We start from the raw sequence: 22,766 nt of genomic DNA on the forward strand, positions 1-22,766 counted from the left end.
GACGACACTGCGACCGCGGCATTCGGCCGCTGTTCAGCACGGCGTGACCACGTGGATGACCTGCGACAACGTTCGGTTCCTAGCGTCTGGGGAGCCGTCCGGGGCCATACCACTCGCTTGGAGCGATCATGCACGATTCCCATCCGTCCGACGCGTGCGCCTGCCCCCGGACCGCGGAACTCGACGGGGGAGGGGCGGCGGCGGCGAGCCGTCGGCGGTTCCTGCGCGGGGCCGGTCTGCTGGGGGCCGGGGTCGGCGCGGCGGGGCTCGGGGTGTTCAGCGGTGCCGCGCCCGCGGCGGCGGACGCACCCGAGCCCCGCACCACCCGGCGCGACCGCTGGGAGCCCGACCCGGACAGCCGGCAGTTCACCTTCGTCGTCATGCCGGACACGCAGTACCTGTTCGACGAGGACCGGATCCACTCCGCCCCGCTGGAGGCGTCCTTCCGCTATGTCCTCGACGGCGGTGTCAACCGCGAGGGCGGCGGGGACGACAACATCGTCTTCCTCGCCCACCTCGGCGACGTAACCGAGCACGGGCTGCCCGCCGAGTACGCCGCCGTGACGAAGTCCTTCGCGCTGCTCGACGACGCCGGCGTCGCCTACGGCGTGCTCGCGGGCAACCACGACGTCCGCTCCTCGACCGACGACCAGCGCGGCAGGACCCCCTACCTGGACACGTTCACCCCGGCGAGGGCCGCCCGCACGCCCGGATACCGGGCCTCCAGCCCCGACGGGTACAACACCTGCCACGTCTTCAAGGCGGCCGGCCGCGAGTGGGTGGTCCTCTCCCTGGACTGGCGCCTGTCGGACGCGGGCTTCGCCTGGGCCAACGGGATGATCGCCGCCCACCCCGAGCTGCCGGTCATCCTCACGACCCATGAGATGGCCCACGCCGACGACAGCGGCAGGGCGACTCTCTCCGACTACGGAAACCGCCTCTGGGACGAGCTCGTCAGCGGCAACGACCAGGTGTTCCTCACCGTCAACGGGCACTACTGGCCGCCCGGCCGCACCGTCCTCAAGAACCGGGCCGGCCACGACGTCCACGTCCACATCACCAACTACCAGGACCGCTACTACGGCGGCGCGGCGATGATCCGCACGTACCGGTTCGACCTCGACCGGAACACCATCGACATATCGACGTTCTCGCCCTGGATCCTGGAGACGGCCGCGGAGGACCGCAACGCCCTGGCCGCAGGGGAGGCCGAACTGACCTCCGACGTCGACCGGTTCTCGATCCCGATCGACTTCGGGCGCCGCTTCGCGGGCTTCGCCCCCGTCCCGCCGCGCCCGGCACGCCCCGCGAGCGACCTGCTCGTCCGCGACACCCTCGCCTACTGGCGCTTCGACGGCGGCGGCAAGGCCGGAACGCCGCTCCCGGACCAGCAGGCCGTCCGGGACCTCAGCGGCCAGGGCAACGACCTGATCCGCCTGGCCACCCCGGGCGCGCCCACCGCCGCGCTCGCCTGGTCGTCCGACCACCACCCGGACCAGCCCGGCCACGGCAGCCTGCTGTTCGACAGCCGCAACAAGCCGACGGTCGGCGCGTTCCTCCAGACGCTGCCCGGCGCGCCCGTCAACCGCGAGACGTTCGAGCACGGTTACACCATCGAGGCCTTCTTCAAGCTGCCCGCGGACTGGGACCCGGGGAAGAACGCGTGGACGGCGCTCCTGAGCCGCTGGGGCATGAGCGGCGAGGCGGGCAGGAGCGGCGACTCGACCGACCCGCAGGAGCCGGTCGTCACGCTCAGCGTGTCCGAGGCGCCCGCCCTACAGTGGTGCGTCTACCCGCTCAACCAGACCGGCGCCTCGACCTGTTGGGGCCACCGCCTGCCGCTGGACCACTGGTGGCACGTCGCCGTCGTCAACGACGGCCGGCTCAACCGGATGTACGTGGACGGCTGCGAGGTGGCCCGCAACCCGTCGACCCCGGCGGTCGGCCTGACGACCCTCGGGCAGCCGTGGATGCTCGGCGGGTACGAGTACGCGGGCGTGCTCGACAAGATCTTCCACGGCTGGATCGGCGACGTGCGGATCGTGAGGCGGGCGCTGCCGAAGGAGGAGTTCATGATCTCGTGACGCCGAGGGCCCGGCGGCCGGGCCGATTCGGATCCGTCGTCAGGGCTGCACCTGGCCCTGGGCGCGTTGCAGCCTGAACGCGTCCGCGAGCACGGCCCGGGCCGGCACCCGGGCCGGCACCCGGGCCGGGCGGCGGATCACCCGGTCTTCAGTGGCCCGGCGAAGGACTTGCGCAGGGCGCCGGGCCCGGCGACCGGGAGCAGGGCGGCGAGCATCCGGCCCTTGAGGTGCCGGGGCTCCCGGGTGAGCTGGACGTCGACCCGGGTGCCCTTCCCCTCGGGGGTCATCCGGAAGACCCAACCGCCGCCGGGGCCGAAGAGCTTGGAGTCGAGGGTGGTGACGGTGACGGTGTCGCCGCCCGGCCTTCGTTCCCCCTGCGGGGCCACCGCGCCGACGACCTCGGCGACCGACCCGGACCCAGTCGGCCAGTCCGCTAGCCCGCCAGTCCGCTAGCGCAGCTCCGCGGCGGCCGCGCGGAGTTCGTCGAACGCGGCCCGGGTGAGGTCGGCGAGTTCGCCGGGGGCCTCGTCGCGGGCCGGGTCCGCCCAGCGGGTGTAGCCGTGCTTGAAGGCGAGCAGGCCGAGTTCGGCCGCCAGCTGGGCCGAGGTGTCCGGGACGCCCCGGCGCCGGAGCGCTTCGGCCATCGCGGCGGCCATGCCGACGTGCTTCAGGGCCTCGCGGCTGCGCAGCTCCTCGTTGGCCTCGACCGCCGCGGACAGCAGCGGGCCGAGCGAGCGGTTGAACGCGGTCATCCCGCCCGTCGCACGCTCCAGGCCGGCCGCGACGGCGGTCAGCGGCGTCGCGTCCGGGGGCGCGGTGTCGATGCCCTCGGCGAGCAGTCGGCTCAGCGTCTCCTGGCCGGCGGTCAGGACCTCGCGCTTGTCCCCGAAGTGGCGGAAGAAGGTGCTCCGGGTGAGCCCCGCGCGCTCGGCGATCTGGGCGACCGTCGTCTCGTCGTAGCCCTGCTCGGTGAAGAGGCCGAGCGCGGCCGCGACCAGGCGCTGTCGTGCGTCCGGCTTCCATCTAGGCATGTGACCATCCTAGGTGATGCGACAAGGGTCGCATCATGGGTACAGTGATGGGACGGTTGTCGCATCACTCCCTGGAGGTCGTCATGCGCGTCTTCATCACCGGCGGTACCGGCCTGATCGGCTCGGCCGTCGTCGCAGAACTGCTCTCCGCCGGCCACTCGGCCACCGCCCTCGTCCGCTCCGAGGCCTCGGCGGCGCAGGCCGAGGCCGCCGGCGCCGCCGTGCTGCGCGGCGGACTCACCGACCTCGCGGTGCTGCGCACCGGAGCGGAGCAGGCGGACGGGGTCATCCACCTCGCCTTCAGCAACGACTTCAGCTCGCCCGAGGCCCTCGCCCGCGGCATCGCGGAGGAGGGCGCCGCGCTCGTCGCCCTGGGGGACGCCCTGGCCGGCACGGGCAAGCCGCTCGTCACCGCGTCCGGCACGCCCCACGTGGCGGGGCGCGCCGCCACCGAGGACGACCCGCTGCCGCTGGACGGGCCGGTCGGCGGACGCAGCCGCTCGGTGACCCGGGTGCTGGAACTCGCCCCCCGGGGCGTCCGCAGCTCGGCGGTCCGGCTGCCGCGCACCGTCCACGACGAGGGCCGGGGCGGGTTCGCCGGACTGCTCACCGACATCGCCCGCCGCACCGGCGTCGCCGGCTACCCGGGGGACGGCGCGCAGCGCTGGCCTGCCGTCCACGCGCGGGACGCGGCCGTGCTGTTCCGGCTCGCCCTGGAGAAGGCGCCGGCCGGAAGCGCCTGGCACGCCGTCGCCGACGAGGGCGACGCGGTGCGCGACATCGCCGGGGTGATCGGCCGGCGGCTCGGCCTGCCCGTCACGTCGGTGCCGCAGGAGGAGTACGGCCCTCTCGGACCGATCTTCGCCGCCGACCAGCCCGCCTCCGCCGCCCGTACCCGCGCCGTGCTCGGCTGGCGACCGACACACCCGGGCCTGCTCGCCGACCTGGAGAACATCGAGGCCTGAGCCGGTCCCCGCCCCGCCCGGCGGCCGCTCAGCCGGCCACGGCCAGCTGGGTGCCGAAGAAGTCGGCGACGGCTGTCACGGCCGGGGTGACGTACTCGTCCCGGTCGTAGAGGTCGGTGTGGGTCGCGCCGTCGATCCAGTGCAGCCGCGCGGGGCCGGATGCCTCCCGGAGGGCCGCCACGCTCATCCACCCGGTCACCGCCTCGCGGCCGACCACCATCAGCAGCGGGCGCGGTGCCAGTAGCCGCAGCGCGGCGAAGGCGTCGAAGCCGGCGATCCGGTCGACGCTGGACCAGGTGAACTCCTTCGCGGAGCGCGGGTGTTCACCGCGGGAGGTGCGGTAGTACTCCCAGCCCGCGTGCACGTGCGGACCGCCCAGCCGGGCCTCCTCCTCGCTCGCGGGGAAGACCGGGAAGGTCGCGGCGACTCCGCTGCGGGCCTCCTCGGTACGGGCCGCGGCCGCCGCGGCCAGCAACTCCTCCAGGACGGCGGGCGGTTGGCCGCCGTCCGCGCCGTGCCGGAACTGACGGGCGATGTCCACGGCGCTGACGGTGGCCACCGCCTTGATCCGCCGGTCGGTCGGGGCGGCGGCCAGCGCGTAGCCGCCGGAGGCGCAGATGCCGAGGGCGCCGATCCGCTCGGGGTCGACCTCGGGGCGGGTGGTGAGGAAGGAGACCGCCGCCTTCAGGTCCTCGACCCGGTGCGCCGGATCCTCCAGGCCCCGGGGCAGGCCCTCGCTCTCGCCCTGGAATGCGGCGTCGAAGGCGAGGGCCGTGAAGCCCCGCGCGGCCAGCCGGCGGGCGTACAGCCCGGCGGCCTGCTCCTTCACGCCGGTGCCGGGGTGCCCGACGACGATCGCCGGGCGCGGGCCGGCGGGCCCGGCGGCCGGGGTGTACAGGTGACCGGCGAGGGTCAGGCCGGCGCTGGGGAAGGTGACTTCGGTACGCATCGCACGCTCCGGGGTGACGAGGGGGCGGCCCGCACGGTGACTGTGACGGTGACAGCGGCGGTGGCGGACCGGCGGCACCGGGCTCGGCCGCCCCACCACCGTCGCCCCGGCGGGTGGTGCCGGACCAGGGACGGTTCTGCCTATGCACGCCAGTACCAGGCACGGCACCCGCCCGCCGGGGGAGACTGGGGGCATGCGATCCCAGAACACCCGGGCCACCGACGGCAGCACCGAGCTGGGGGCCTTCCTGCGCGCCCGCCGCGCCGCCCTCGACCCCGGCCGGGCGGGTCTCCCGGACGACGGCCGGCTGCGTCGGGTGCCCGGGCTGCGCCGCGAGGAACTGGCCCAACTCGCCCACGTCAGCGTCGACTACGTGGTCCGGCTCGAACAGGGCCGCACCCGCCGGGTCTCCCGGCCCGTCCTCGGCGCGCTCGCCGACGCGCTGCGGCTGGCCCCGGACGAGCGCGCCCACCTCTTCGCCCTCGCCGACACCACCCCGGACCCGGCCGCCGTCCGGCCCGGGCGGCCGGAGGCCGACCCGCAGCTGCGGCGGCTGCTCGCGGCCATGCACGACGTCCCCGCGATGGTCCTCAACCGGCGGATGGACGTGCTGGCGTGGAACCGCGGCGCCGCCGCCCTGCTCACCGACTTCGGCGCCCTCGCCGCCCACGAGCGGAACCTGATCCGCCTCACCTTCCTCGACGAGGCCTACCGCGCGCTGTACGCCGACTGGCGACTCGCCGCCCAGGACTGCGTCGCGGTGCTGCGGATGGAGGCCGGGCGCCACCCCGAGGACGGCGAACTCGCCGCGATGATCGCCGAACTGACCGCGCGGGACGCCGACTTCCGCACCTGGTGGGCCGACCACCGGGTCCGCGGGCCGCACCGGCTCACCAAGACCTACCGCCACCCGCTGGCCGGCCCCCTCACCCTCGACGTCCAGCAGTTCACCGTCGACACCCAGCCCGACCAGCAACTCGTCGCCTACACCGCCGATCCAGACTCGCCCACCGGCGAGGGCCTGCGCTTCCTGCTGCAGTGGGCGGCGGCCGGGGCCGGAACACCGGCCGGGCCGCACCGGGCGTGAGCCGCACCGCGGCGTCGGTGGCGCCCGGGGACATTCTTCGCAAGTGGTCCAGACCTTAAATGGTCCAGACCTATTGACCGGCCCGGCCCGCCCCCCTACGATCCCGTCCGGCACAGCCCCACATGTCCCCACCTCACCCACGGCCGGGCGGCACGCCCCCACGCGTCGGTCAAATCCCTGGCGCCCGGCGGGAAGGGAGCACAGCATGTTCCGTCGGAGGTCGCGAACCCCACGCCCGCCGGGCGGCATCCACCCGAACCCGGAACCCGGCCGTTCCGGCGGCGAACCGCGCCGGGTGGGCCTGGAACGCACGTCGCAGGCGCGGCCGGCCCATCGCGCCCGGCCCGGGTCGACCGTCCTGGTCCGCTCCCTCGCCGGGCTGAGCACCGTCGCCCTGATCGGCGCCGGCCTCGCCGTGACCGGCTCGGTCACAGCCGGCGCAGCCACCCCCGACCTGCTGGCCAACCCCGGCTTCGAGAGCGGGCTGGCCGGCTGGACCTGCTCCGGCACCGCCGCCGTCGTCGGCAGCCCGGTGCACTCCGGCGCCGCCGCGCTCCAGGCCACCCCGACCGGCCAGGACACCGCCCAGTGCAGCCAGACGGTCAGCGTGCAGCCCAACTCCCAGTACACGCTGAGCGCCTACGTCCAGGGCAGCTACGTCTACCTGGGCGCCACCGGCACCGGCGGCGGCAGCGACCCGTCCACCTGGGCGCCCGGCAACGCCTCGTACGGCCGGCTCACCCTGGGCTTCACCACCGGGCCCGGCACCACCTCGGTGACGGTCTACCTGCACGGCTGGTACGGGCAGCCCGCGTACTACGCGGACGATGTCTCGCTCACCGGCCCCGGCGGCAGCAGCCCCACGCCGACCAGCACCCCACCGACCACGCCGCCCACCACGCCTCCCACGACCCCGCCCACGACCCCGCCCACCACGCCTCCCACGACCCCGCCCACCACCCCGCCGTCCGGTGACACCTGCCCCACCAAGCCCCGGCCGTCCGGCAAGGTCCTCCAGGGCTACTGGGAGAACTGGGACGGCGCCTCGAACGGCGTGCACCCCGGCCTGGGCTGGGTGCCTATCACGGACAGCCGGATCCCCGCCCACGGCTACAACGTCATCAACGCGGCCTTCCCGGTGATCCTCTCCGACGGCACCGTCCTGTGGCAGGACGGCATGGACACCAACGTCAAGGTCGCCACCCCCGCCGAGATGTGCCAGGCCAAGGCCGCCGGTGCGACGATCCTGATGTCGATCGGCGGCGCCGCGGCCGGCATCGACCTCAGCTCCAGCACCGTCGCCGACCGCTTCGTGGCGACCGTCGTCCCGATCCTCAAGAAGTACAACTTCGACGGGATCGACATCGACATCGAGACCGGACTCTCCGGCGGCGGCGACATCAGGACGCCGTCCCCCTCCCAGGCCAACCTGATGCGCATCATCGACGGCGTGCTCGCCCAGATGCCCGCGGGCTTCGGCCTGACCATGGCCCCCGAGACCGCATACGTCACCGGCGGCAGCGTCACCTACGGCTCCATCTGGGGCGCCTACCTGCCGATCATCAAGAAGTACGCCGACAACGGGCAGCTGTGGTGGCTGAACATGCAGTACTACAACGGCAGCATGTACGGCTGCTCCGGCGACTCCTACCAGGCCGGCACCGTGCAGGGCTTCACCGTCCAGACCACCTGCCTGAACAACGGCCTGACCATCCAGGGCACCACCGTCAAGGTCCCCTACGACAAGCAGGTGCCCGGTCTGCCGGCCCAGCCCGGCGCGGGCGGCGGCTACCTGGACCCGGGCTCCGTCGGCCAGGCCTGGAACGCCTTCGGCGGCGGGCTGAAGGGCCTGATGACCTGGTCGCTCAACTGGGACGGCTCCAAGGGCTGGACCTTCGGCGACAACGTCAAGTCCCTGCAGAGCCGTTGACCGCCCGCTGATCATCCGCCGCTCGCCCGGCCTCATCCGCCGCTCGCCCGCGCCCCGGTGCCTCGCTACGAGCCCGGGGCGCGGGCCGTCCGGCGCCCGCCTCCCACCGGACGGATCGACCGACCGTCGAGGCGGCGGGCCCGGAGCGGCGTCAGGGTCGACGGGCCAGTCCGCAGCAGATCAGCTGCTCCCACGCCGTCAAGTCGCTCTCATCGGCCGGGACTTCGCCATCGGCAGGTTCCGGACGCCACAAACGGCAGGGGACCAGGCCCGGTTGGAGCAGGTCGAGATCGCCGAACAGCCCGAGGATCTCCTCGTCGGTGCGCCAGCGGCCGCGGCCGAAGCTGTCCTGGAGCTTCCGTTCCGAGAGCCTGGTCTCCTCGTTCGCGCCGGAGCGGAAGTGGGAGACGTAGACCAGGCTGCCCGGGGGCACCCGCTCCGCCCACCAGCGCACCAGCTCGGCGGGCCGCTCGCAGTCGTTGAGGTGGTGCAGGACGGCGCTGAAGACGACGCCCACCGGCTGCTCGAAGTCGATCAGGCGCCGCACCTCGGGGTGGTCGCGGACCGACTCCGGTTCGCGCAGGTCCGCCTGGACCAGGGCGGTGCGGTCGTCGGCGGCCAACAGGGCCCGGCCGTGGGCGAGTACGGTCGGGTCCTGGTCGACGTAGGCGACCCGGGCGGCGGGGTCGTGCCGCTGGGCGACCTGGTGCACGTTGTCGACGGTCGGCAGTCCGCTGCCCATGTCGATGAATTGACGGACACCGGCGTCGGCCATCGCACCGACGGCGCGGACCAGGGCCCGGCGGTTGGCGAAGGCGATCTCCACCGAGCCGGGGAGATCGCGGAGGAAGTAGTCGCCGATCGCCCGGTCGACGGCGAAGTTGTCCGTGCCGCCGAGGAGGTAGTCGTAGACCCGGGCGATGCTCGGCTTCGACTCGTCGATCCCGCTGCTCTGATCGGTCATGGCGAACCAACCCCGTCTCTGGCGTCCGTTGTGGCCCCGATCGTAGGAGAACCACCGGGGCCGGGAGGCCGATCGACGGGTGATGTCGCGGGATTCGCCGTGACGTGGTACGGGCCGGCACCGGCCTACTCCCTGACGCCCGCGGCCTCGACGGCCCGGTGCCGGGTCTCCCGGAAGGCCGTAACGGAATGTTGAATTGGTGATGCTTCACTGAATGCGGAAACAGTCTTCTGAGCCGCATTCAGTGAATGCCGAGGGTTTTGGGGAGGGCGTCGATCAGGGCCTTCAGCTGCCCGAACGCCGTTCTTAATCTTTCCTTACCCCAGGCCGTTGACCTGCGTTCATCAAACCTGCTTTCCTTCATCCCCAAGCAGGCACCTCACCGAGAGACCGTCAATTCCGGTTGTCCGGAAGAAAGAACGGAATCGGCGTTCGGTGGAATGCGCTGTCTGGTCCTTCCCCACAAAGGGATCGTTCGTGGCCCCCCAGCCGTACGGGCGATCGGTATCGAGAGAGGCACCCTCACCCCATGGGTCACTCCCACAGAATGCGGCGCGCGAAGTACGCGGCGCTCACCGGCGTGGCGTCCCTCGCGCTCGCCGCGGCCGGCCTCGCCGGTGCGGCCGCGCCGGCCTCCGCGCAGGACATTTCCAGCTCCTCGGGCAGCGTCAACAACGAGTTCAACCCCTGGAGCCCGCAGAACGGCCACCCGTACCGCCACGGTGCGGTGCTGGGCAAGGAGCAGCAGAAGAAGTACAAGGAGTGGCTCGCCCAGCACAACCAGGCGGCGGCCACCGGCCAGGAGACGCTGTCCTACGGCGGCGGTGTCGACGGCATCGGCGTGCAGAGCGGCCACTCCAAGGTCTACCTGATCTTCTACGGCACCCAGTGGGGCACCCAGAGCACCGACGCCAACGGCAACGCCAAGTTCTCCGGCGACTCGGCCGGCGCGGCCGGTGCCACCCAGCAGATGTTCAAGGGCATCGGCACCAACGGTGAGACCTGGTCGGCCGACCTGACCCAGTGGTGCGACGGCCCCAACGTCGCCTCCGGCGCGGTCAGCTGCCCGTCCAACGCCAACTTCATCCCGTACCAGAGCGGCGGCGTCCTCTCCGGCGTCTGGTACGACAACGCGGCCGCCTCGCCCGCCCAGGCCACCGGCAACCAGCTGGCCCAGGAGGCCGTCAAGGCCGCCGGCCACTTCGGCAACACCACTGCCGCCGCCAACCGCGACGCGTACTACATCGTCCTGTCGCCGCACGGCACCAACCCGGACGACTACCAGAACCCCACCACCGGGTACTGCGCCTGGCACGACTGGAACGGTGACACCACCCTCAACGGTGGCGCGGCCAACTCGCCCTACGGCGACATCGCCTTCTCCAACCAGCCGTACAACATCGACCAGGGCAGCAGCTGCGGCGTGGGCTTCGTCAACTCGCCCGGTACGCTGGACGGCTTCACGATGACCCTCGGCCACGAGTGGCACGAGATGATGTCCGACCAGAACCCGGCCGGCGGCTGGACCAACCACGTGTCCGGCAGCTCGTACAACGGCCAGGAGAACTCCGACGAGTGCGCCTGGATCCGGCCCGGCTCGGCCGGCGGCGCCGCCAACGTCTCCTTCGGCTCCTACGGCACCTTCGCCGAGCAGGCCAGCTGGTCGAACGACACCAACTCCTGCGCCATCTCGCACGCCATCCTGAACCACGGCAACACCAACACGGTCACCGTCACCAACCCGGGCAACCAGTCCGGCACCGTCGGCACCGCGGCCAGCCTGCAGATCAGCGCGAGCGACTCGGCCTCCGGCCAGACCCTGAGCTACTCGGCCACCGGCCTGCCCGCCGGCCTGTCGATCAACTCCTCGACCGGCCTGATCTCCGGCACCCCGACCGCCACCGGCACCGCCAACGTGACGGTCACCGCGACCGACACCACGGGCGCCGCGGGCAGCACCACCTTCAGCTGGACCGAGTCCGGTGGTTCGGGCGGCGGCAACGCCGTCGTCAACGGCGGCTTCGAGGCCGGCAACCTGAGCAGCTGGACCACGGCCGGCTCCACCTCCGCCACCTCCTCGGCCGCCCACAGCGGCAGCTACGGCGCCATGGTCGGTTCCACCAACCCGACCGGCGACTCCTCGATCGGCCAGACCTTCACCGCGCCGTCCGGCTCCAGCAAGCTGTCCTTCTGGTACAGCAACACCTGCCCGGACACCGTCACCTACGACTGGGCGACCGCCACGCTGAAGGACAACACCACCGGCACGACCACCACGGTCCTCGCCAAGACCTGCGCCGCCACCGCGAACTGGACCAACCAGACCGCGTCCGTCACCCCGGGCCACTCGTACACGCTCACCCTGAGCAACCACGACGACAACTACGCGGGTGACCCGACCTACACCTACTACGACGACGTGACCGTTTCCTGACGATCGCCTCGCCGAAACGCACCGGGGTGGGCCTCGCGCCCGCCCCGGTGTGTTTTTTTCCGGATTCGGGGGGATCCGATCCGGCGCCCGGTGCGTCGAACCGGTACCGCTTTCCCATCCCGGCACGAAGGAACGACCGTGACTCCGAGAAGAACCGCCGCCCTCGCCCTGACCTGCGCCGCCGCCCTGCTGGCCCTGGCCGGCTGTGGCTCCACCAGCGCCTCCACGGTCGCCTCCGGCCCGGCGCCCACCACCACGGCCTTGACCACCACGCCGGCCGCCGTGACCGCCGACGAGCACGCCAACCACACCACCGTGAAGGTCGCCGTCGGTGCGACCGTCTCGGTCGTCCTGCAGGGCACCTACTGGTCCGCCGCCGCCAGCTCCGCCCCCGGCGTGGTCTCCCCGGCGGGCGCCCCGACCACCGCGCCGTCCCCCTCCTGCCGTCCGGGCGGCGGCTGCGGCACCGTCACCACCTCCTTCGCCGCCCGCACGGCCGGCACGGCGCACCTGACCGCCTCCCGGACGGCCTGCGGCGAGGCCCTCAACTGCTCGCCGGACCAGCGCAGTTACGACGTGACGATCGAGGTCACCGGCTGATCCGTCCGGTGCCGGCGGGCGCCGTCGCCGCGGTTCGCGGAGGCGGCGCCCACCTGTGAGCTGGATCACGCTTGAGCCCGCCCCAGGGGCAGGGTGGAGATTCGTCCCAGCAGCCGGACAGCGGTCCGGAGACGACGGATCACCGAGGAGCATCATGACCACCACCCACACGGAGCGTTCGGGCCAGGCGCAGGACCGGCCGGAGCTGCGACGGACGATCGAGGAGCTCGTCGAGGCCGGCTTCCTCGGGGTGCAGCTGCGGGTGAGCGACGAACGGGGCGAGTGGGCCGGCAGCGCCGGTGCCCGCGAACTGGGTTCCGTCGCCGAGCCGCTGACCGACGGGCACTTCCGGATCGGCAGCAGCACCAAGAGCCTGATCGCGAGCACGGTGCTGCTGCTGGTGGCCGAGGGCAGGACCGCCCTGGACGCCCCGGTCGCCGACCACCTGCCCGAGTTCGGCCTGGACCGGCGGATCACGGTGCGGATGCTGCTGCAGCACACCAGCGGGATCTTCAGCCACACCGGCGAACTCCTGGACGACGGGACGGTCGTGCCCGGCATCCCGTGGCAGGGCAAGGCCTGGGTGGACGACCGCTTCCACAGCTACCCGCCCGAGGAACTGGTGCGCCTGTCGCTGTCCAAGCCGCCGCGGTTCGCGCCGGGGGAGGGCTGGAGCTACTCCAACACCAACTACGTGCTGGCCCGGTTGGTGATCGAGCGGGTCACCGGCCGCTCCTTCGCCGAGGAGCTGCGGCGGCTGGTCCTGGCACCGCTGGGGATGACCGGCACGGTGGTGCCGGGCTTCTCCGCGGAGGTCCCCGAACCCCACCACCACGGCTACTACCGCTACCAGGACGGCGAGCGGGAGCGGATCGTCGACGTCACCCGGCACGACCCGTCCTGGGTCGCGGCCGGCGGCGACCTCATCTCGACCACCCGGGACCTGCACCGCTACTTCTCCGCGCTGATGGGCGGCCGGCTGCTGCCCGCCGAGCTGCTGGCCGAGATGCGTCGGCCGGAGGAGCGGGTCGGCTACGGCCTCGGGCTGTTCGCCCAGGACCTCGGCCCGGCCGGCGGCACCGTCTACCACCACAACGGCGCCACCATCGGCTCGGCGGCGCTGATGTACGGCTCGGCCGACGGCCGCCGGATCCTGACGGCCGCCATGAACCACGTGGACGACCCGGAGATGTCCCTCGCACCCGCCTTCCAGGAGGCCCAGCAGCGCCTGGTCGCCGCGGTGTTCTCCGGCTGACCGGCGAGCTGGCCGGCGAACTGGCCGGCGAACTGGCCGGCGAACTGGCCGGCGGACTCCCGGCCGGGGTGGGTAGGGGGCGGGTAGCGGTCGGACCCGAGCACACGAGAAGCTGATCGGATGATGAACGGAGTCACGATCGGTCAGGCGGCGGCCTTCGTCGGCGTCTCGGTGAAGACGGTGCGGCACTACCACGAGCACGGACTGCTCGCCGAACCACGACGCGACGCCTCCGGCTACCGGCGGTACGGCTCGGACGACCTGCTGCGGCTGGTGCAGGTCCGGACCCTGGCGGCCGCCGGTGTCCCGCTGGCCGAGGTCGGGCCGCTGCTGGACGCCGAGGCCGAGCCGTTCGCCGCCGCCCTGGCCGACGTCGAACGGCGGCTGGCCGAGCGGATCGCCGAGCTGTCGGGCCGCCTCGACACCCTGCGCCGGCTCGCCGAGGGCGACCGGGCCCTGCTGCCCGACCGTGCCTGCGCCGTCCTGGAGCGGATGGCCGAACTGGGCTTCGCCCCCGCGTACGTGGCCGCGCAGCGCGAGGCGCTGGTCCTGGCCCGGGTGCTGGTGCCGGCCGGCTTCGAGGGCTTCCTGGCTCAGCTCGAACACCGGCTGGCCGACCCGGAGTTCGTCGAGCTGTCGATGCGCGCCTGGGAGGCCGGGAGCTGGGAGCCGGACGATCCGAGGATCGAGGAACTCGCCGCCGCGATGGCCGACCGGCTGCTCGCCAATCCGGCGCTCCTGGGGGACGCCGACAGTATGCGGGCCTGGAGCCGGGCCGCCACCCAGTACCGGCTGATCGACCACCACCGCGAGGACCAGGCCCCGGCCGCGGCTCGGTTGACCGCCCTCACCGAGGCCAGGCTCCGCTCCGCCGGCGCCCCCGCCCCCCGGCTGCCACGCCGCTGAACGGCGCGGTCCGGCGCCGTCCCGGGGGCGGGTGAGCGCCGCTCGGCTCAGGAGGCCGGGGCCCCGGTCTCCAGCAGCCTGCCATCGGCCAGGTGCAGCCAGCGGTCGACGCCGATGCCGGACAGGAAGCGTTCGTCGTGGCTGACCACGAGGAACGCGCCCTGGTAGGAGTTCAGGGCGCCTTCGAGCTGCCCGACGCTGACCAGGTCGAGGTTGTTCGTCGGCTCGTCCAGGAGCAGCAGTTGGGGTGCGGGCTCGGCGCACAGCACGCAGGCCAGGGTGGCGCGCAGCCGTTCGCCGCCGGAGAGCGCCCGGACGGGCAGGTGGGCGCGGGCGCCGCGGAACAGGAAGCGGGCGAGCAGGTTCATCCGCTCGGCCTCCGGGCGTTCCGGGGCGGCCGCCGCGAAGTTCTCCGCCACGGTGCGGTCCTGGTCCAGCAGGTCCAGCCGCTGGGAGAGGTAGGCGACCCTGCCGTCGGCGCGCTTGACCTGTCCGTCGTCCGGGGTGAGGTCTCCGACCAGCAGGCGCAGCAGGGTGGTCTTCCCGGCCCCGTTGCCGCCGTGCAGGGCGATGCGTTCGGGGCCCCGGATGGTGAGGTCGACGCCGCCCTCGGCGAACAGCGGGTGGCCGTCGCGCACCACCTGGAGCTGTTCGCCGATGAAGAGGTCGCGCCCGCTGGGCACCCTGGTCTCGGAGAGGTCCAGGGTGAGGCGCTGTTCGTCGCGCACCGCGCGCCCGGCCTCGTCGAGCCGGCTCTTGGCCTCGTCGACCCGGGCGGCGTGCACCTGGCCGGAGCGGCCGGCGGACTCCTGGGCGCCGCGCTTCATGTTCCCGGCGAAGATCCGGGGCAGCCCGGCGCTCTTGAGGTTGCGGGCGGCGTTGCCGGCCCGGCGCTCGGCGCGCTCGCGGGCCTGCTGCATCTCCCGCTTCTCCCGCTTGAGGTCCTGCTCGGCGTTGCGGACGTTCTTCTCCGCGACCTCCCGCTCGGCCTGTACGGCCTGCTCGTAGGCGGTGAAGTCGCCGCCGTAGAGACGCAGTTCGTGCGGGTCGAGTTCGGCGATGCGGTCCATCCGGTCGAGCAGGGCGCGGTCGTGGCTGACCAGCAGCAGGCAGCCGTTGAAGTCCGCCAGGGCGTCGTGGAGCCGGTGGCGGGCGCCGAGGTCGAGGTTGTTGGTGGGTTCGTCGAGCAGCAGCACGTCGGGCCGCTTGAGCAGCTGGGCGGCGAGGCCGAGTTGGACGATCTGGCCGCCGCTGAGGGTGCCCAGCCCGCGGTCGAGCCCCAGCCCGCCGAGGCCGAGGCGGTCGAGCTGGGTGAGGCTGCGCTCCTCGATGTCCCAGTCGTCGCCGATGGTGGTGAAGTGCTCCTCGGCGACGTCCCCGGACTCCACGGCGTCGATGGCGCGGATCACCTCGGCCACACCGAGCACCTCGGCGACGCTGAGGCCCGCCGTGAGCGGGAGGTCCTGGGCGAGGTAGGCGGTGGTGCCGCTGACCGTCACCGATCCGGCGTTCGGGCTCAGTTGACCGGCGATCAGCTTGAGCAGCGTGCTCTTGCCGGAGCCGTTGGGGGCGACCAGACCGGTGCGGCCGGTGCCGACGGCGAAGGAGAGGTCCTGGAAGACGGGGGTGTCGTCGGGCCAGGAGAAGGACAGCTGGGAGGCGACGATGGATACGGAAGACGCAGAAGACATGGGTGAACTACCTGGAAGTGAATGGGCGGAGACGAGTCCGGCCCGGATGAGACAGGGGGACTGGGTGCGACGAATCCGACCGCTGCACTGGGCGCCCAGCGCCCGCAACGGCCGTCAAGCCCGGGACTCACCCGGAGATGTCGTCGTCACCCGCCATGTCTGCTGCACTCCTCGGAAGGGGGTAGGTCGTTCGCCAGCGTAGCAGTCCGTCTCGCCTCGCGCCGTCCTTTTCCGGCGCGAGGCGTACGGGCCGCCGTCGGGGGCCGTCGGCCCGCCGTGGTCAGAGCCGGTCGGCGTCGACGACGGCCTGGGCGAAGGCCGTTGGGGCCTCCTGCGGCAGGTTGTGGCCGACGCCCGGCAGCGCCCGGTGCTCGTACCGGCCGGTGAACATGGCCCGGTAGGAGGAGCCGTCGCCGGGCGCCGGGGTGAACGGGTCCAGCGCCGGGTCGAGGGTGATGGTCGGCACGCCGATGGTGGGCTTGCGGGCCAGCAGGTGTTCGTCGTGGTCGTAGCGGCGCTCGCCGTCGGCGAGGCCCAGCCGCCAGCGGTAGTTGTGGATCACGATCGCGGCGTAGTCGGGGTTCTCGAAGGCCGCCGCGCTGCGTTCGAAGGTGGCGTCGTCGAAGTTCCAGGTGGGGGAGGCGGTCTGCCAGACGACCCGGGCGAGGTCGTGCCGCAGCTTCGGGTCGTGCATGGCCCGTTCGCCGCGGTCGGTGGCGAAGTAGAACTGGTACCAGAAGGCGTGCTCGGTGGCCGGCGCGATCGGGTTCCGCTGGGCGTCGCGGTTGGTGATCAGGTAGCCGGTCGCCGACACCAGGGCCTTGACCCGCTCGGGCCACAGGGCGGCGAGTACGTCACCGGTCCGCGCGCCCCAGTCGAAGCCGGCGATCACGGCGCGCTCGATCCGCAGGGCGTCCAGCAGCGCGATGATGTCCCGGGCGATGGCCGACTGCTGCCCGTTGCGGACGGTCCGCGAGGACATGAAGCGGGTGCTGCCGTGGCCGCGCAGGTAGGGGACGATCGCCCGGTAGCCGAGGTCGGCGAGCAGCGGGGCGACGTCCACGAAGCTGTGGATGTCGTACGGCCAGCCGTGCAGGCAGAGCACCACCGGCCCGTCGGCGGGGCCGAGTTCCGCGTAGCCGACGTCGAGCAGTCCGGCGGTGACCTGCTTGAGCACCGGGAACGAGGTGTGGGTGCCGGGGGTGACGGCGGGCACGACCGGCGCCGGGCCGGAGCGGGCCGGGACGGGCGCGGCGCCGGCGACGCCCGGCAGCCCGGTCAGCGAGAGGGCGGCCGCCCCGGCGCCGAGCCCCAGGGTCTTGTGGAAGCTACGCCTGTCGATCATGAGTTTCCTTCCGGAGGTGCGGGGACCGGTCGGGGAGCCGAGCCGGTCTGGACGTTACTGGTCTGGGCAGTGATGGCGGCGGCGACACGGTGAGCCGACGGCGAAAGAGACTCCGGGGACCCGGGCGTTGCACTTGGCAGGGTGACTGGTCAGTATGGTGACGTGATGCACGCCTTCCCCTGCGGGACCCTCCCCCTCGACTTCGTCGGCACGCTGCGCGCCCGTCGAAACGCCGCGCCGATGGAGAAGCTGGCCTCCCCCGAGCAGCTGGACGCCTGGTTCGTGGAGTCCGGGATGCTCGACGGCGGCCCCGAAGCCGATGAGACCGACCTCGACATCGCGGTGGACCTGCGCGAGGCGATCTACGCGCTGGTCGCCGCCCGGCTGGACGGGCAGCCGATGCCGGCCCGGGCGATCGCCGAGCTGAACCGGCACGCGGCCGGACTTCCGGTGACGCTGCGCCTGCAGGCCACCGGTGCGACCAGGACCGGCTCCGTCTCCCAGGGCCTCGCGGCCCTGGCCCGGGAGGCCGTCGAGATCCTCGGCGGCGACGACGCCGACCTGCTGCGCGAGTGCGCCCGGCCGGAGTGCACCCAGGTCTACCTGGACCGCTCGCGCGGCCACCGGCGCGAGTGGTGCGCCATGCGGACCTGCGGAAACCGGGTGAAGGCCGCCAGTTACCGGGCGCGCCAGCACGGTGCAGCCGAGGACTGAGAACCGGCGCGCCGGCCGTGCACCCCCGCCCCGGGGCGGGGGCTTCGGCGTTTCCGGCCACGGCAACGGCGGCAGTCGGGGCGGGCGTTGGCGTCAGCCGGTCACCGCGGTGGCGTCAGCCGGTCACCGCGGTGGCGTTGACGGTCACCGGGATGTTGCCCCGGGTCGCCTTGGAGTACGGGCAGATCCGGTGCGCGGCCCGGCCGAGTTCGGCGGCCGTCTCCTGGTCCACGCCGCCGAGTTCGAGGTTGAGGACGGCGCTGAGGCCGAACTCCCCGTCGTCGCCGTGGGTGAGGGTCGTCTCGACCGCGACGGAGGTGCTGGTGAGCCGCACCTTGCGGTCGGCGGCGGCGCGGCGGACGGCTCCCAGGAAGCAGGCCCCCCACCCGGCGGCGAACAGCTGCTCCGGGTTGGTGGCGCCGCCGGCCCCGCCCAGCTCCTTCGGGACGGCCAGCGAGGTGGTGAGGTTGCCGTCGCTGGAGGCGACCCGCCCGCCGTTGCGGCCCTCGCCCGTCACGACGACCGTTCCGGTGTAGCTGACTGCCATGGTGCTGTCCCCTCATGAGTGAACGTCCGGTGAGCCGTCGTCGACGTCACTGGTCTGACTGGTGACGAGTATCGAGTGAGGCTTTCGAGGCTGTCAAGGCGCGAGCGCGCAACTGTGCTGGATTTGTGGGGTGTTGTTGCGCGTTCGCGCCCGGAAGGCCATCCAATACGCCTTCATTAGTAACCATCTTGACAGGTTACTGAGTAAGCGTCACACTCGTTCGGGAAAGAAGGATCCGAAGGAGAAGCACGTGATCGTCTACGACCGGCTGTTCATCGCGGGCACCTGGACCACTCCGAGCAGGGCCGACCTGCTCGACATCCGCTCCCCGCACGACGGGACGCTGCTCGGCCGGGCCGCCCAGGCCCGTCCGGCGGACGTGGACCGCGCGGTGGCCGCCGCCCGGGCCTCGTTCGACCGGGGCGCCTGGCGGGAGACCCCGCCGCTGGAGCGGGTGGCCGTACTGCGCCGCTTCAACGCGCTGCGCGAGGAGAACGCGGAGCGGATCGCCGAACTGATCTCGACCGAGAACGGCTCGGCCGGCTGGTTCACCCGGGCCGGCCAGCCCGGCCTGACCCGCCAGGCCAACGCCTACCTGAAGGCGGCCGAGGAGTTCGGCTGGGAGCAGACGCTCGTCCCCTCCGACCCGGCCTCGCCGGTGCGCAGCGTGGTGCGCCGCGAGGCGATCGGCGTGGTGGCCGCGGTGATCCCGTGGAACTCGCCCTTCTCCTCGGCGACTTCGAAGATCCTGCCGGCCCTGCTCGCGGGCAACTCGGTGGTGCTGAAGGTCTCCCCGGAGAATTCGCTCAGCATGGGCTTCCTCGCCGAGCTGCTGGAGCAGGTGGGCCTACCCGAGGGCGTGGTCAGCGTCCTGCCCGCCGACCGGGAGACCAGCGAGTACCTGGTGTCCCACCCCCAGGTGGACAAGATCGCCTTCACCGGCTCCACCCGGGCCGGTCGGCGCATCGCCGCAATCGCCGGGGAGCAGCTCAAGCGCGTCAGCCTCGAGCTGGGCGGCAAGTCCGCGGCGGTGATCCTCCCCGACGCCGACCTGGACCGGGCGGTGTCGGGGCTGAAGTTCTCCTCGCTGCTCAACAACGGCGAGTCCTGCATCGCCCAGACCCGGATCCTGGCCCCTCGCAGCCGCTACGAGGAGGTGGTGACCCGACTCAAGGATCTGATCGACTCCCTGAAGGTCGGCGACCCGGCCGACCCGGAGACCTTCATCGGTCCGATGATCCGCCGGGACCAGCAGGAGCAGGTCCTCCGCTACATCGCCCTCGGCGTGGAGGAGGGCGCCCGCCTGGTCACCGGCGGCCCGCACGTCCCGGCCGGCCTGGAACGCGGCAACTACGTCACCCCGACGCTCTTCGCCGATGTCGACAACTCGATGCGGATCGCCCAGGAGGAGGTCTTCGGTCCGGTGCTGGTGGTCATCCCCTACGAGGACGAGGACGACGCCGTCCGGATCGCCAACGACTCCGAGTACGGCCTCTCCGGCGGGGTCTGGTCCGCCGACGAGGAGCACGCGCTGTCGGTCGCCCGCCGCCTGCGCACCGGCACCGTCACCGTCAACGGCGCCTCGATCGGCTTCGACGGCCCGTTCGGCGGCTTCAAGGCCAGCGGCATCGGCCGCGAGTACGGCGCGGTCGGCCTCGGCACCTACACCGAGTACCAGACCATCACGGTCTGAGCCGTCCGAGCCGTCCGAGCCGCCTGAACAGTCCAAGCGGGTCGAACCCTCCGCACCCGCACGGTCCTCGGCGCCTCCCGCACCCGCCGTCGCACGCGGCCTCCGCCCGTCGGGAGGCCGCCGGAGACCGTCGGAAGCCGCCGGCGACCTCCGGCGGGCCGGCCCTCCGCTGTTCCACCGGCGTTCAACCGCCCGCTCCTGACTCCGCCCCGTCAAGCCCCTACTTTCCCTGGGGGACTGCGAGAAGGAGCCATGGAAGACACGCAACCTGCCGTACGGGCAAGCGGATTGACGAAGTGCTTCGGTGACGTCGTGGCGCTGGACGGCGTCGGCCTGGAGCTGTCGCCCGGCCGGATCCACGGCCTGGCCGGGCCGAACGGCGCCGGGAAGACCACCCTGCTCGGGCTGCTGCTCGGGTTGGCCGTCGCCGATGACGGCGAGCTGGAGGTGCTGGGCAGACCGGTCGGTCGGGCGCTGGCGGCGCCGGACGGCGTGGCCGGGTTCGTCGACGGGCCGGGCCTGTACCCCTCGCTGACCGCACGGAAGAACCTGGCGGCACTGGCGGCGCTGCGCGGCCTGCGGACCGGGCCCGGCCGGATCGACGAGGTGCTCGCCGAGGTGGGACTGACGGACGTCGCCGACGACCGGGTGCGCGGCTTCTCGCTGGGCATGCGCCAGCGGCTCGGCCTGGCCGCCGCCCTGCTCACCGGACCCCGGCTGCTGGTGCTCGACGAGCCCTCCAACGGCCTCGACCCGGCGGGCAAGCAGCACGTCCACGCCGCGCTGCGCCGACTCGCCGACAGCGGCGTCACCATCGTGCTGTCCAGCCACCGGATGGACGACCTGGAGGCGCTCTGCTCCGAGGTGACCATCCTCGCGACCGGCCGGGTCCGCTTCTCCGGCCCGCTGGGCAAGCTGGCGCCCGAGACCCGCGAGCTGGACCACCGGCTGCTCACCTCCGACCTGCGGACCGCCCGGCGGGTGGCCGACGGCACCACGGGCGTGCGGGTGGTGGACGACGCGGGAGCGTGGCGCGGCACGGAGGCGCTGGTGGTGCGCGCCTCCGTGCCGGCCGTCGAGCAGTTGGTGGCCGCGATGGTGCAGGAGGGCGTACGGGTGCGCGAGGTGGCGCCCGTGGTGTCGCCGCTGGAGGCCGCGTACCTCGCCCTCACCGAGCAGCAGCAGGAGGGCGGGCGATGAGCACGGTCATGGCCGGGGAGGCGGTGGCCGGTGCCGCCGCGCCCGGGGCGGGTCGGGTCCCGGTGGGCCGGGTGTACCGCTTCGAGCTGGTCAAGCTGGTCTCGCAGTGGCGGATCCGGCTGCTGGTACTGGCCTGTTGGGCGCTGCCCGGGCTGTTCGTGGCCGCGGTCGCCGAGCAGGGGACGCTGCCCTCCGACACCCTGTTCGGCCGCTGGATGCACGCCACCGGCTGGGCGGGCCCGCTGGTGGTGCTGGGCTTCGCGGGCTCCTGGGCGCTGCCGCTGCTGACCTCCGTGGTCGCGGGCGACGTGTTCGCCGCCGAGGACCGGCTCGGCACCTGGCGGCACCTGCTGGTGGCGGTCCGCTCACCGCGGCGGATCTTCCTCGCCAAGACCCTGGCGAGCGCCACCGTGATCGTGCTGCTGGTCGTCGGGCTGGTGGCCTCCGGCACGGCGGGCGGGCTGGCGGCGGTCGGCGACCAGCCGCTGGTAGGCGTCGACGGGCACCAGCTGGCACCGTCCGACGCCGCCGCGAGCGTCCTGCTGGCCTGGGCGGCCGCGCTGGCGCCCACGCTGGCGCTGGCGGCGCTCGGACTGCTCGGCTCCGTGATCCTGGGCCGCTCCCCGATGGGCCTGCTGGTCCCCGCACTGTCCGCCGTCGCCATGCAGCTCGCCCAGTCGCTGCCGCTGCCCGTGGCGCTGCGGCTGGCGCTGCCCGGCTACGCCTTCGTCTCCTGGAACGGGCTGTTCACCGCCCCGGACCGGCCGGCGGAGCTGCTGATCGCCGTCGCGGTGAGCCTGGTGTGGGCCGCGGTGGCGACCGCGGCGGCCTACCGGCTGTTCGTCCGGCGGGACTTCACCACCGGCAGCGAGGACGGCGAGAAGCGCCGCGCGCTCACCTACGGGGTGCTGCCGCTGGCCGGGCTGCTCGCGCTGGGCACCGGCGCGGTCGCGGTGGCCGCGCCCCCGACCGGTTCGGGGATCACCCGGGCGAAGGTGCAGCGGTCGGTGGCCACCGTGTTCGCGCACCTCTACCGGCTGCAGACCGAGCAGTTGCGCCGCCCCGCCGTCACCGAGGCCGACCTGCGGGTCAACGCGGACTGCAACCGGGGTGACGGCCAGGTCGATCCGGAGGGGCCGGGCAACGACTGGCGTTGCGTGGTCACCTGGCACCTGCCCGGAACGACCGCTGCCGGCACCGCGATCTACCAGCTGGACATCGCCCCGGACGGGCGGGTGACGGCGGACGGAGACGGGCCCAAGGAAGTGAACGGCTACTTCCTGGTGCACACCGCGACCGGCGACGCCCCGAACCCGCTGTGGCAGTTCGACGGCCGGATCGACCTGCTCGACTCCTCGACGGACTGACCGC

Annotated in this window: 18 protein-coding genes and 1 pseudogene; 12 read left to right on the forward strand and 7 right to left on the reverse strand. The window is 73.0% G+C overall.

All coding sequences use genetic code 11. The features are described from left to right. Window positions 1–128: 128 nt before the first annotated feature. Window positions 129–2,084, forward strand: coding sequence for a LamG-like jellyroll fold domain-containing protein (locus ACZ7BZ_RS01160; RefSeq protein WP_470356513.1), 1,956 nt, complete (start codon window positions 129–131; stop codon window positions 2,082–2,084). Window positions 2,085–2,221: 137 nt separating this feature from the next. Here the strand turns inward: ACZ7BZ_RS01160 and ACZ7BZ_RS01165 are convergent. Together ACZ7BZ_RS01165 and ACZ7BZ_RS01170 are read right to left on the reverse strand one after the other, a co-directional pair. Then, a pseudogene (locus ACZ7BZ_RS01165) lies at window positions 2,222–2,512 on the reverse strand (hypothetical protein); the annotation flags it as partial. A gap of 21 nt (window positions 2,513–2,533) precedes the next feature. Beyond that, window positions 2,534–3,115 (reverse strand): TetR/AcrR family transcriptional regulator, encoded by a 582-nt coding sequence (locus ACZ7BZ_RS01170; RefSeq protein ID WP_470356514.1) that lies wholly within the window; start codon window positions 3,113–3,115, stop codon window positions 2,534–2,536. 83 nt (window positions 3,116–3,198) lie between these two features. Between ACZ7BZ_RS01170 and ACZ7BZ_RS01175 the strand changes: the two genes are divergently transcribed. After that, complete coding sequence (locus ACZ7BZ_RS01175; protein ID WP_470356515.1) at window positions 3,199–4,080, forward strand: SDR family oxidoreductase; 882 nt, start codon at window positions 3,199–3,201, stop codon at window positions 4,078–4,080. A gap of 28 nt (window positions 4,081–4,108) precedes the next feature. Here the strand turns inward: ACZ7BZ_RS01175 and ACZ7BZ_RS01180 are convergent, their stop codons facing one another. Continuing rightward, a complete protein-coding gene (locus ACZ7BZ_RS01180) occupies window positions 4,109–5,029 on the reverse strand; it encodes an alpha/beta hydrolase (protein WP_470356516.1) in 921 nt (306 codons plus the stop codon). Between the two features lie 193 nt (window positions 5,030–5,222). On the opposite strand from ACZ7BZ_RS01180, the gene ACZ7BZ_RS01185 reads away from it, so the two are divergent. Further along, window positions 5,223–6,116, forward strand: coding sequence for a helix-turn-helix transcriptional regulator (locus ACZ7BZ_RS01185; protein WP_470356517.1), 894 nt, complete (start codon window positions 5,223–5,225; stop codon window positions 6,114–6,116). A gap of 205 nt (window positions 6,117–6,321) precedes the next feature. Next, window positions 6,322–8,046 (forward strand): carbohydrate binding domain-containing protein, encoded by a 1,725-nt coding sequence (locus ACZ7BZ_RS01190; RefSeq protein WP_470356518.1) that lies wholly within the window; start codon window positions 6,322–6,324, stop codon window positions 8,044–8,046. Between the two features lie 151 nt (window positions 8,047–8,197). Here ACZ7BZ_RS01190 and ACZ7BZ_RS01195 read toward each other — a convergent pair whose 3' ends face one another. Then, the gene (locus ACZ7BZ_RS01195; protein WP_470356519.1) at window positions 8,198–9,010 is read right to left on the reverse strand and encodes an SAM-dependent methyltransferase; all 813 of its coding nucleotides are present in this window, start codon (window positions 9,008–9,010) and stop codon (window positions 8,198–8,200) included. A gap of 529 nt (window positions 9,011–9,539) precedes the next feature. Here ACZ7BZ_RS01195 and ACZ7BZ_RS01200 point away from each other — a divergent pair. The 4 genes from ACZ7BZ_RS01200 (at window position 9,540) to ACZ7BZ_RS01215 (ending at window position 14,205) form a co-directional block, all read left to right on the forward strand. Then, window positions 9,540–11,444: an Ig domain-containing protein gene (locus ACZ7BZ_RS01200; RefSeq protein ID WP_470356520.1), complete on the forward strand. Its 1,905-nt coding sequence runs from the start codon at window positions 9,540–9,542 to the stop codon at window positions 11,442–11,444. 138 nt (window positions 11,445–11,582) lie between these two features. Continuing rightward, complete coding sequence (locus ACZ7BZ_RS01205; RefSeq protein ID WP_470356521.1) at window positions 11,583–12,044, forward strand: hypothetical protein; 462 nt, start codon at window positions 11,583–11,585, stop codon at window positions 12,042–12,044. Between the two features lie 154 nt (window positions 12,045–12,198). After that, window positions 12,199–13,299, forward strand: a complete 1,101-nt coding sequence (locus ACZ7BZ_RS01210; RefSeq protein WP_470356522.1) for a serine hydrolase domain-containing protein — start codon at window positions 12,199–12,201, stop codon at window positions 13,297–13,299. Between the two features lie 120 nt (window positions 13,300–13,419). Beyond that, the gene (locus ACZ7BZ_RS01215) at window positions 13,420–14,205 is read left to right on the forward strand and encodes a MerR family transcriptional regulator (protein ID WP_470356523.1); all 786 of its coding nucleotides are present in this window, start codon (window positions 13,420–13,422) and stop codon (window positions 14,203–14,205) included. A 47-nt stretch (window positions 14,206–14,252) separates the two neighbouring features. Here the strand turns inward: ACZ7BZ_RS01215 and ACZ7BZ_RS01220 are convergent, their stop codons facing one another. Together ACZ7BZ_RS01220 and ACZ7BZ_RS01225 are read right to left on the reverse strand one after the other, a co-directional pair. After that, on the reverse strand, window positions 14,253–15,896 hold the full coding sequence (locus tag ACZ7BZ_RS01220) for an ABC-F family ATP-binding cassette domain-containing protein (protein ID WP_470356524.1): 1,644 nt from the start codon (window positions 15,894–15,896) through the stop codon (window positions 14,253–14,255). Window positions 15,897–16,176: 280 nt separating this feature from the next. Further along, a complete protein-coding gene (locus ACZ7BZ_RS01225; protein ID WP_470356525.1) occupies window positions 16,177–17,241 on the reverse strand; it encodes an alpha/beta fold hydrolase in 1,065 nt (354 codons plus the stop codon). 162 nt (window positions 17,242–17,403) lie between these two features. On the opposite strand from ACZ7BZ_RS01225, the gene ACZ7BZ_RS01230 reads away from it, so the two are divergent. Beyond that, window positions 17,404–17,955 carry a CGNR zinc finger domain-containing protein gene (locus ACZ7BZ_RS01230; protein ID WP_465743511.1) on the forward strand — a complete coding sequence of 184 codons (552 nt, stop codon included), beginning with the start codon at window positions 17,404–17,406 and terminating at the stop codon, window positions 17,953–17,955. Between the two features lie 115 nt (window positions 17,956–18,070). Here ACZ7BZ_RS01230 and ACZ7BZ_RS01235 read toward each other — a convergent pair whose 3' ends face one another. Continuing rightward, entirely contained in the window at window positions 18,071–18,502 is a 432-nt protein-coding gene (locus tag ACZ7BZ_RS01235; protein WP_380455605.1) for an Ohr family peroxiredoxin, read from the reverse strand. 250 nt (window positions 18,503–18,752) lie between these two features. Here ACZ7BZ_RS01235 and ACZ7BZ_RS01240 point away from each other — a divergent pair, with 250 nt between their 5' ends. From ACZ7BZ_RS01240 to ACZ7BZ_RS01250, 3 genes are all read left to right on the forward strand, one after another. Beyond that, entirely contained in the window at window positions 18,753–20,195 is a 1,443-nt protein-coding gene (locus ACZ7BZ_RS01240) for an aldehyde dehydrogenase (protein WP_470356526.1), read from the forward strand. 252 nt (window positions 20,196–20,447) lie between these two features. Next, complete coding sequence (locus tag ACZ7BZ_RS01245; protein WP_470356527.1) at window positions 20,448–21,395, forward strand: ABC transporter ATP-binding protein; 948 nt, start codon at window positions 20,448–20,450, stop codon at window positions 21,393–21,395. Between the two features lie 8 nt (window positions 21,396–21,403). Beyond that, complete coding sequence (locus tag ACZ7BZ_RS01250) at window positions 21,404–22,762, forward strand: ABC transporter permease (RefSeq protein WP_470356800.1); 1,359 nt, start codon at window positions 21,404–21,406, stop codon at window positions 22,760–22,762. The last annotated feature ends 4 nt before the right edge of the window (window positions 22,763–22,766 follow it).

Source organism: Kitasatospora sp. NPDC036934, assembly GCF_055608425.1.

Coding starts and splice junctions, on each gene's coding strand:
- ACZ7BZ_RS01160 (WP_470356513.1), top strand. CDS start 129: ATGCACGATTCCCATCCGTCCGACGCGTGCGCCTGCCCCCGGACCGCG.
- ACZ7BZ_RS01170 (WP_470356514.1), bottom strand. CDS start 3,115: ATGCCTAGATGGAAGCCGGACGCACGACAGCGCCTGGTCGCGGCCGCG.
- ACZ7BZ_RS01175 (WP_470356515.1), top strand. CDS start 3,199: ATGCGCGTCTTCATCACCGGCGGTACCGGCCTGATCGGCTCGGCCGTC.
- ACZ7BZ_RS01180 (WP_470356516.1), bottom strand. CDS start 5,029: ATGCGTACCGAAGTCACCTTCCCCAGCGCCGGCCTGACCCTCGCCGGT.
- ACZ7BZ_RS01185 (WP_470356517.1), top strand. CDS start 5,223: ATGCGATCCCAGAACACCCGGGCCACCGACGGCAGCACCGAGCTGGGG.
- ACZ7BZ_RS01190 (WP_470356518.1), top strand. CDS start 6,322: ATGTTCCGTCGGAGGTCGCGAACCCCACGCCCGCCGGGCGGCATCCAC.
- ACZ7BZ_RS01195 (WP_470356519.1), bottom strand. CDS start 9,010: ATGACCGATCAGAGCAGCGGGATCGACGAGTCGAAGCCGAGCATCGCC.
- ACZ7BZ_RS01200 (WP_470356520.1), top strand. CDS start 9,540: ATGGGTCACTCCCACAGAATGCGGCGCGCGAAGTACGCGGCGCTCACC.
- ACZ7BZ_RS01210 (WP_470356522.1), top strand. CDS start 12,199: ATGACCACCACCCACACGGAGCGTTCGGGCCAGGCGCAGGACCGGCCG.
- ACZ7BZ_RS01215 (WP_470356523.1), top strand. CDS start 13,420: ATGATGAACGGAGTCACGATCGGTCAGGCGGCGGCCTTCGTCGGCGTC.
- ACZ7BZ_RS01220 (WP_470356524.1), bottom strand. CDS start 15,896: ATGTCTTCTGCGTCTTCCGTATCCATCGTCGCCTCCCAGCTGTCCTTC.
- ACZ7BZ_RS01225 (WP_470356525.1), bottom strand. CDS start 17,241: ATGATCGACAGGCGTAGCTTCCACAAGACCCTGGGGCTCGGCGCCGGG.
- ACZ7BZ_RS01235 (WP_380455605.1), bottom strand. CDS start 18,502: ATGGCAGTCAGCTACACCGGAACGGTCGTCGTGACGGGCGAGGGCCGC.
- ACZ7BZ_RS01245 (WP_470356527.1), top strand. CDS start 20,448: ATGGAAGACACGCAACCTGCCGTACGGGCAAGCGGATTGACGAAGTGC.
- ACZ7BZ_RS01250 (WP_470356800.1), top strand. CDS start 21,404: ATGGCCGGGGAGGCGGTGGCCGGTGCCGCCGCGCCCGGGGCGGGTCGG.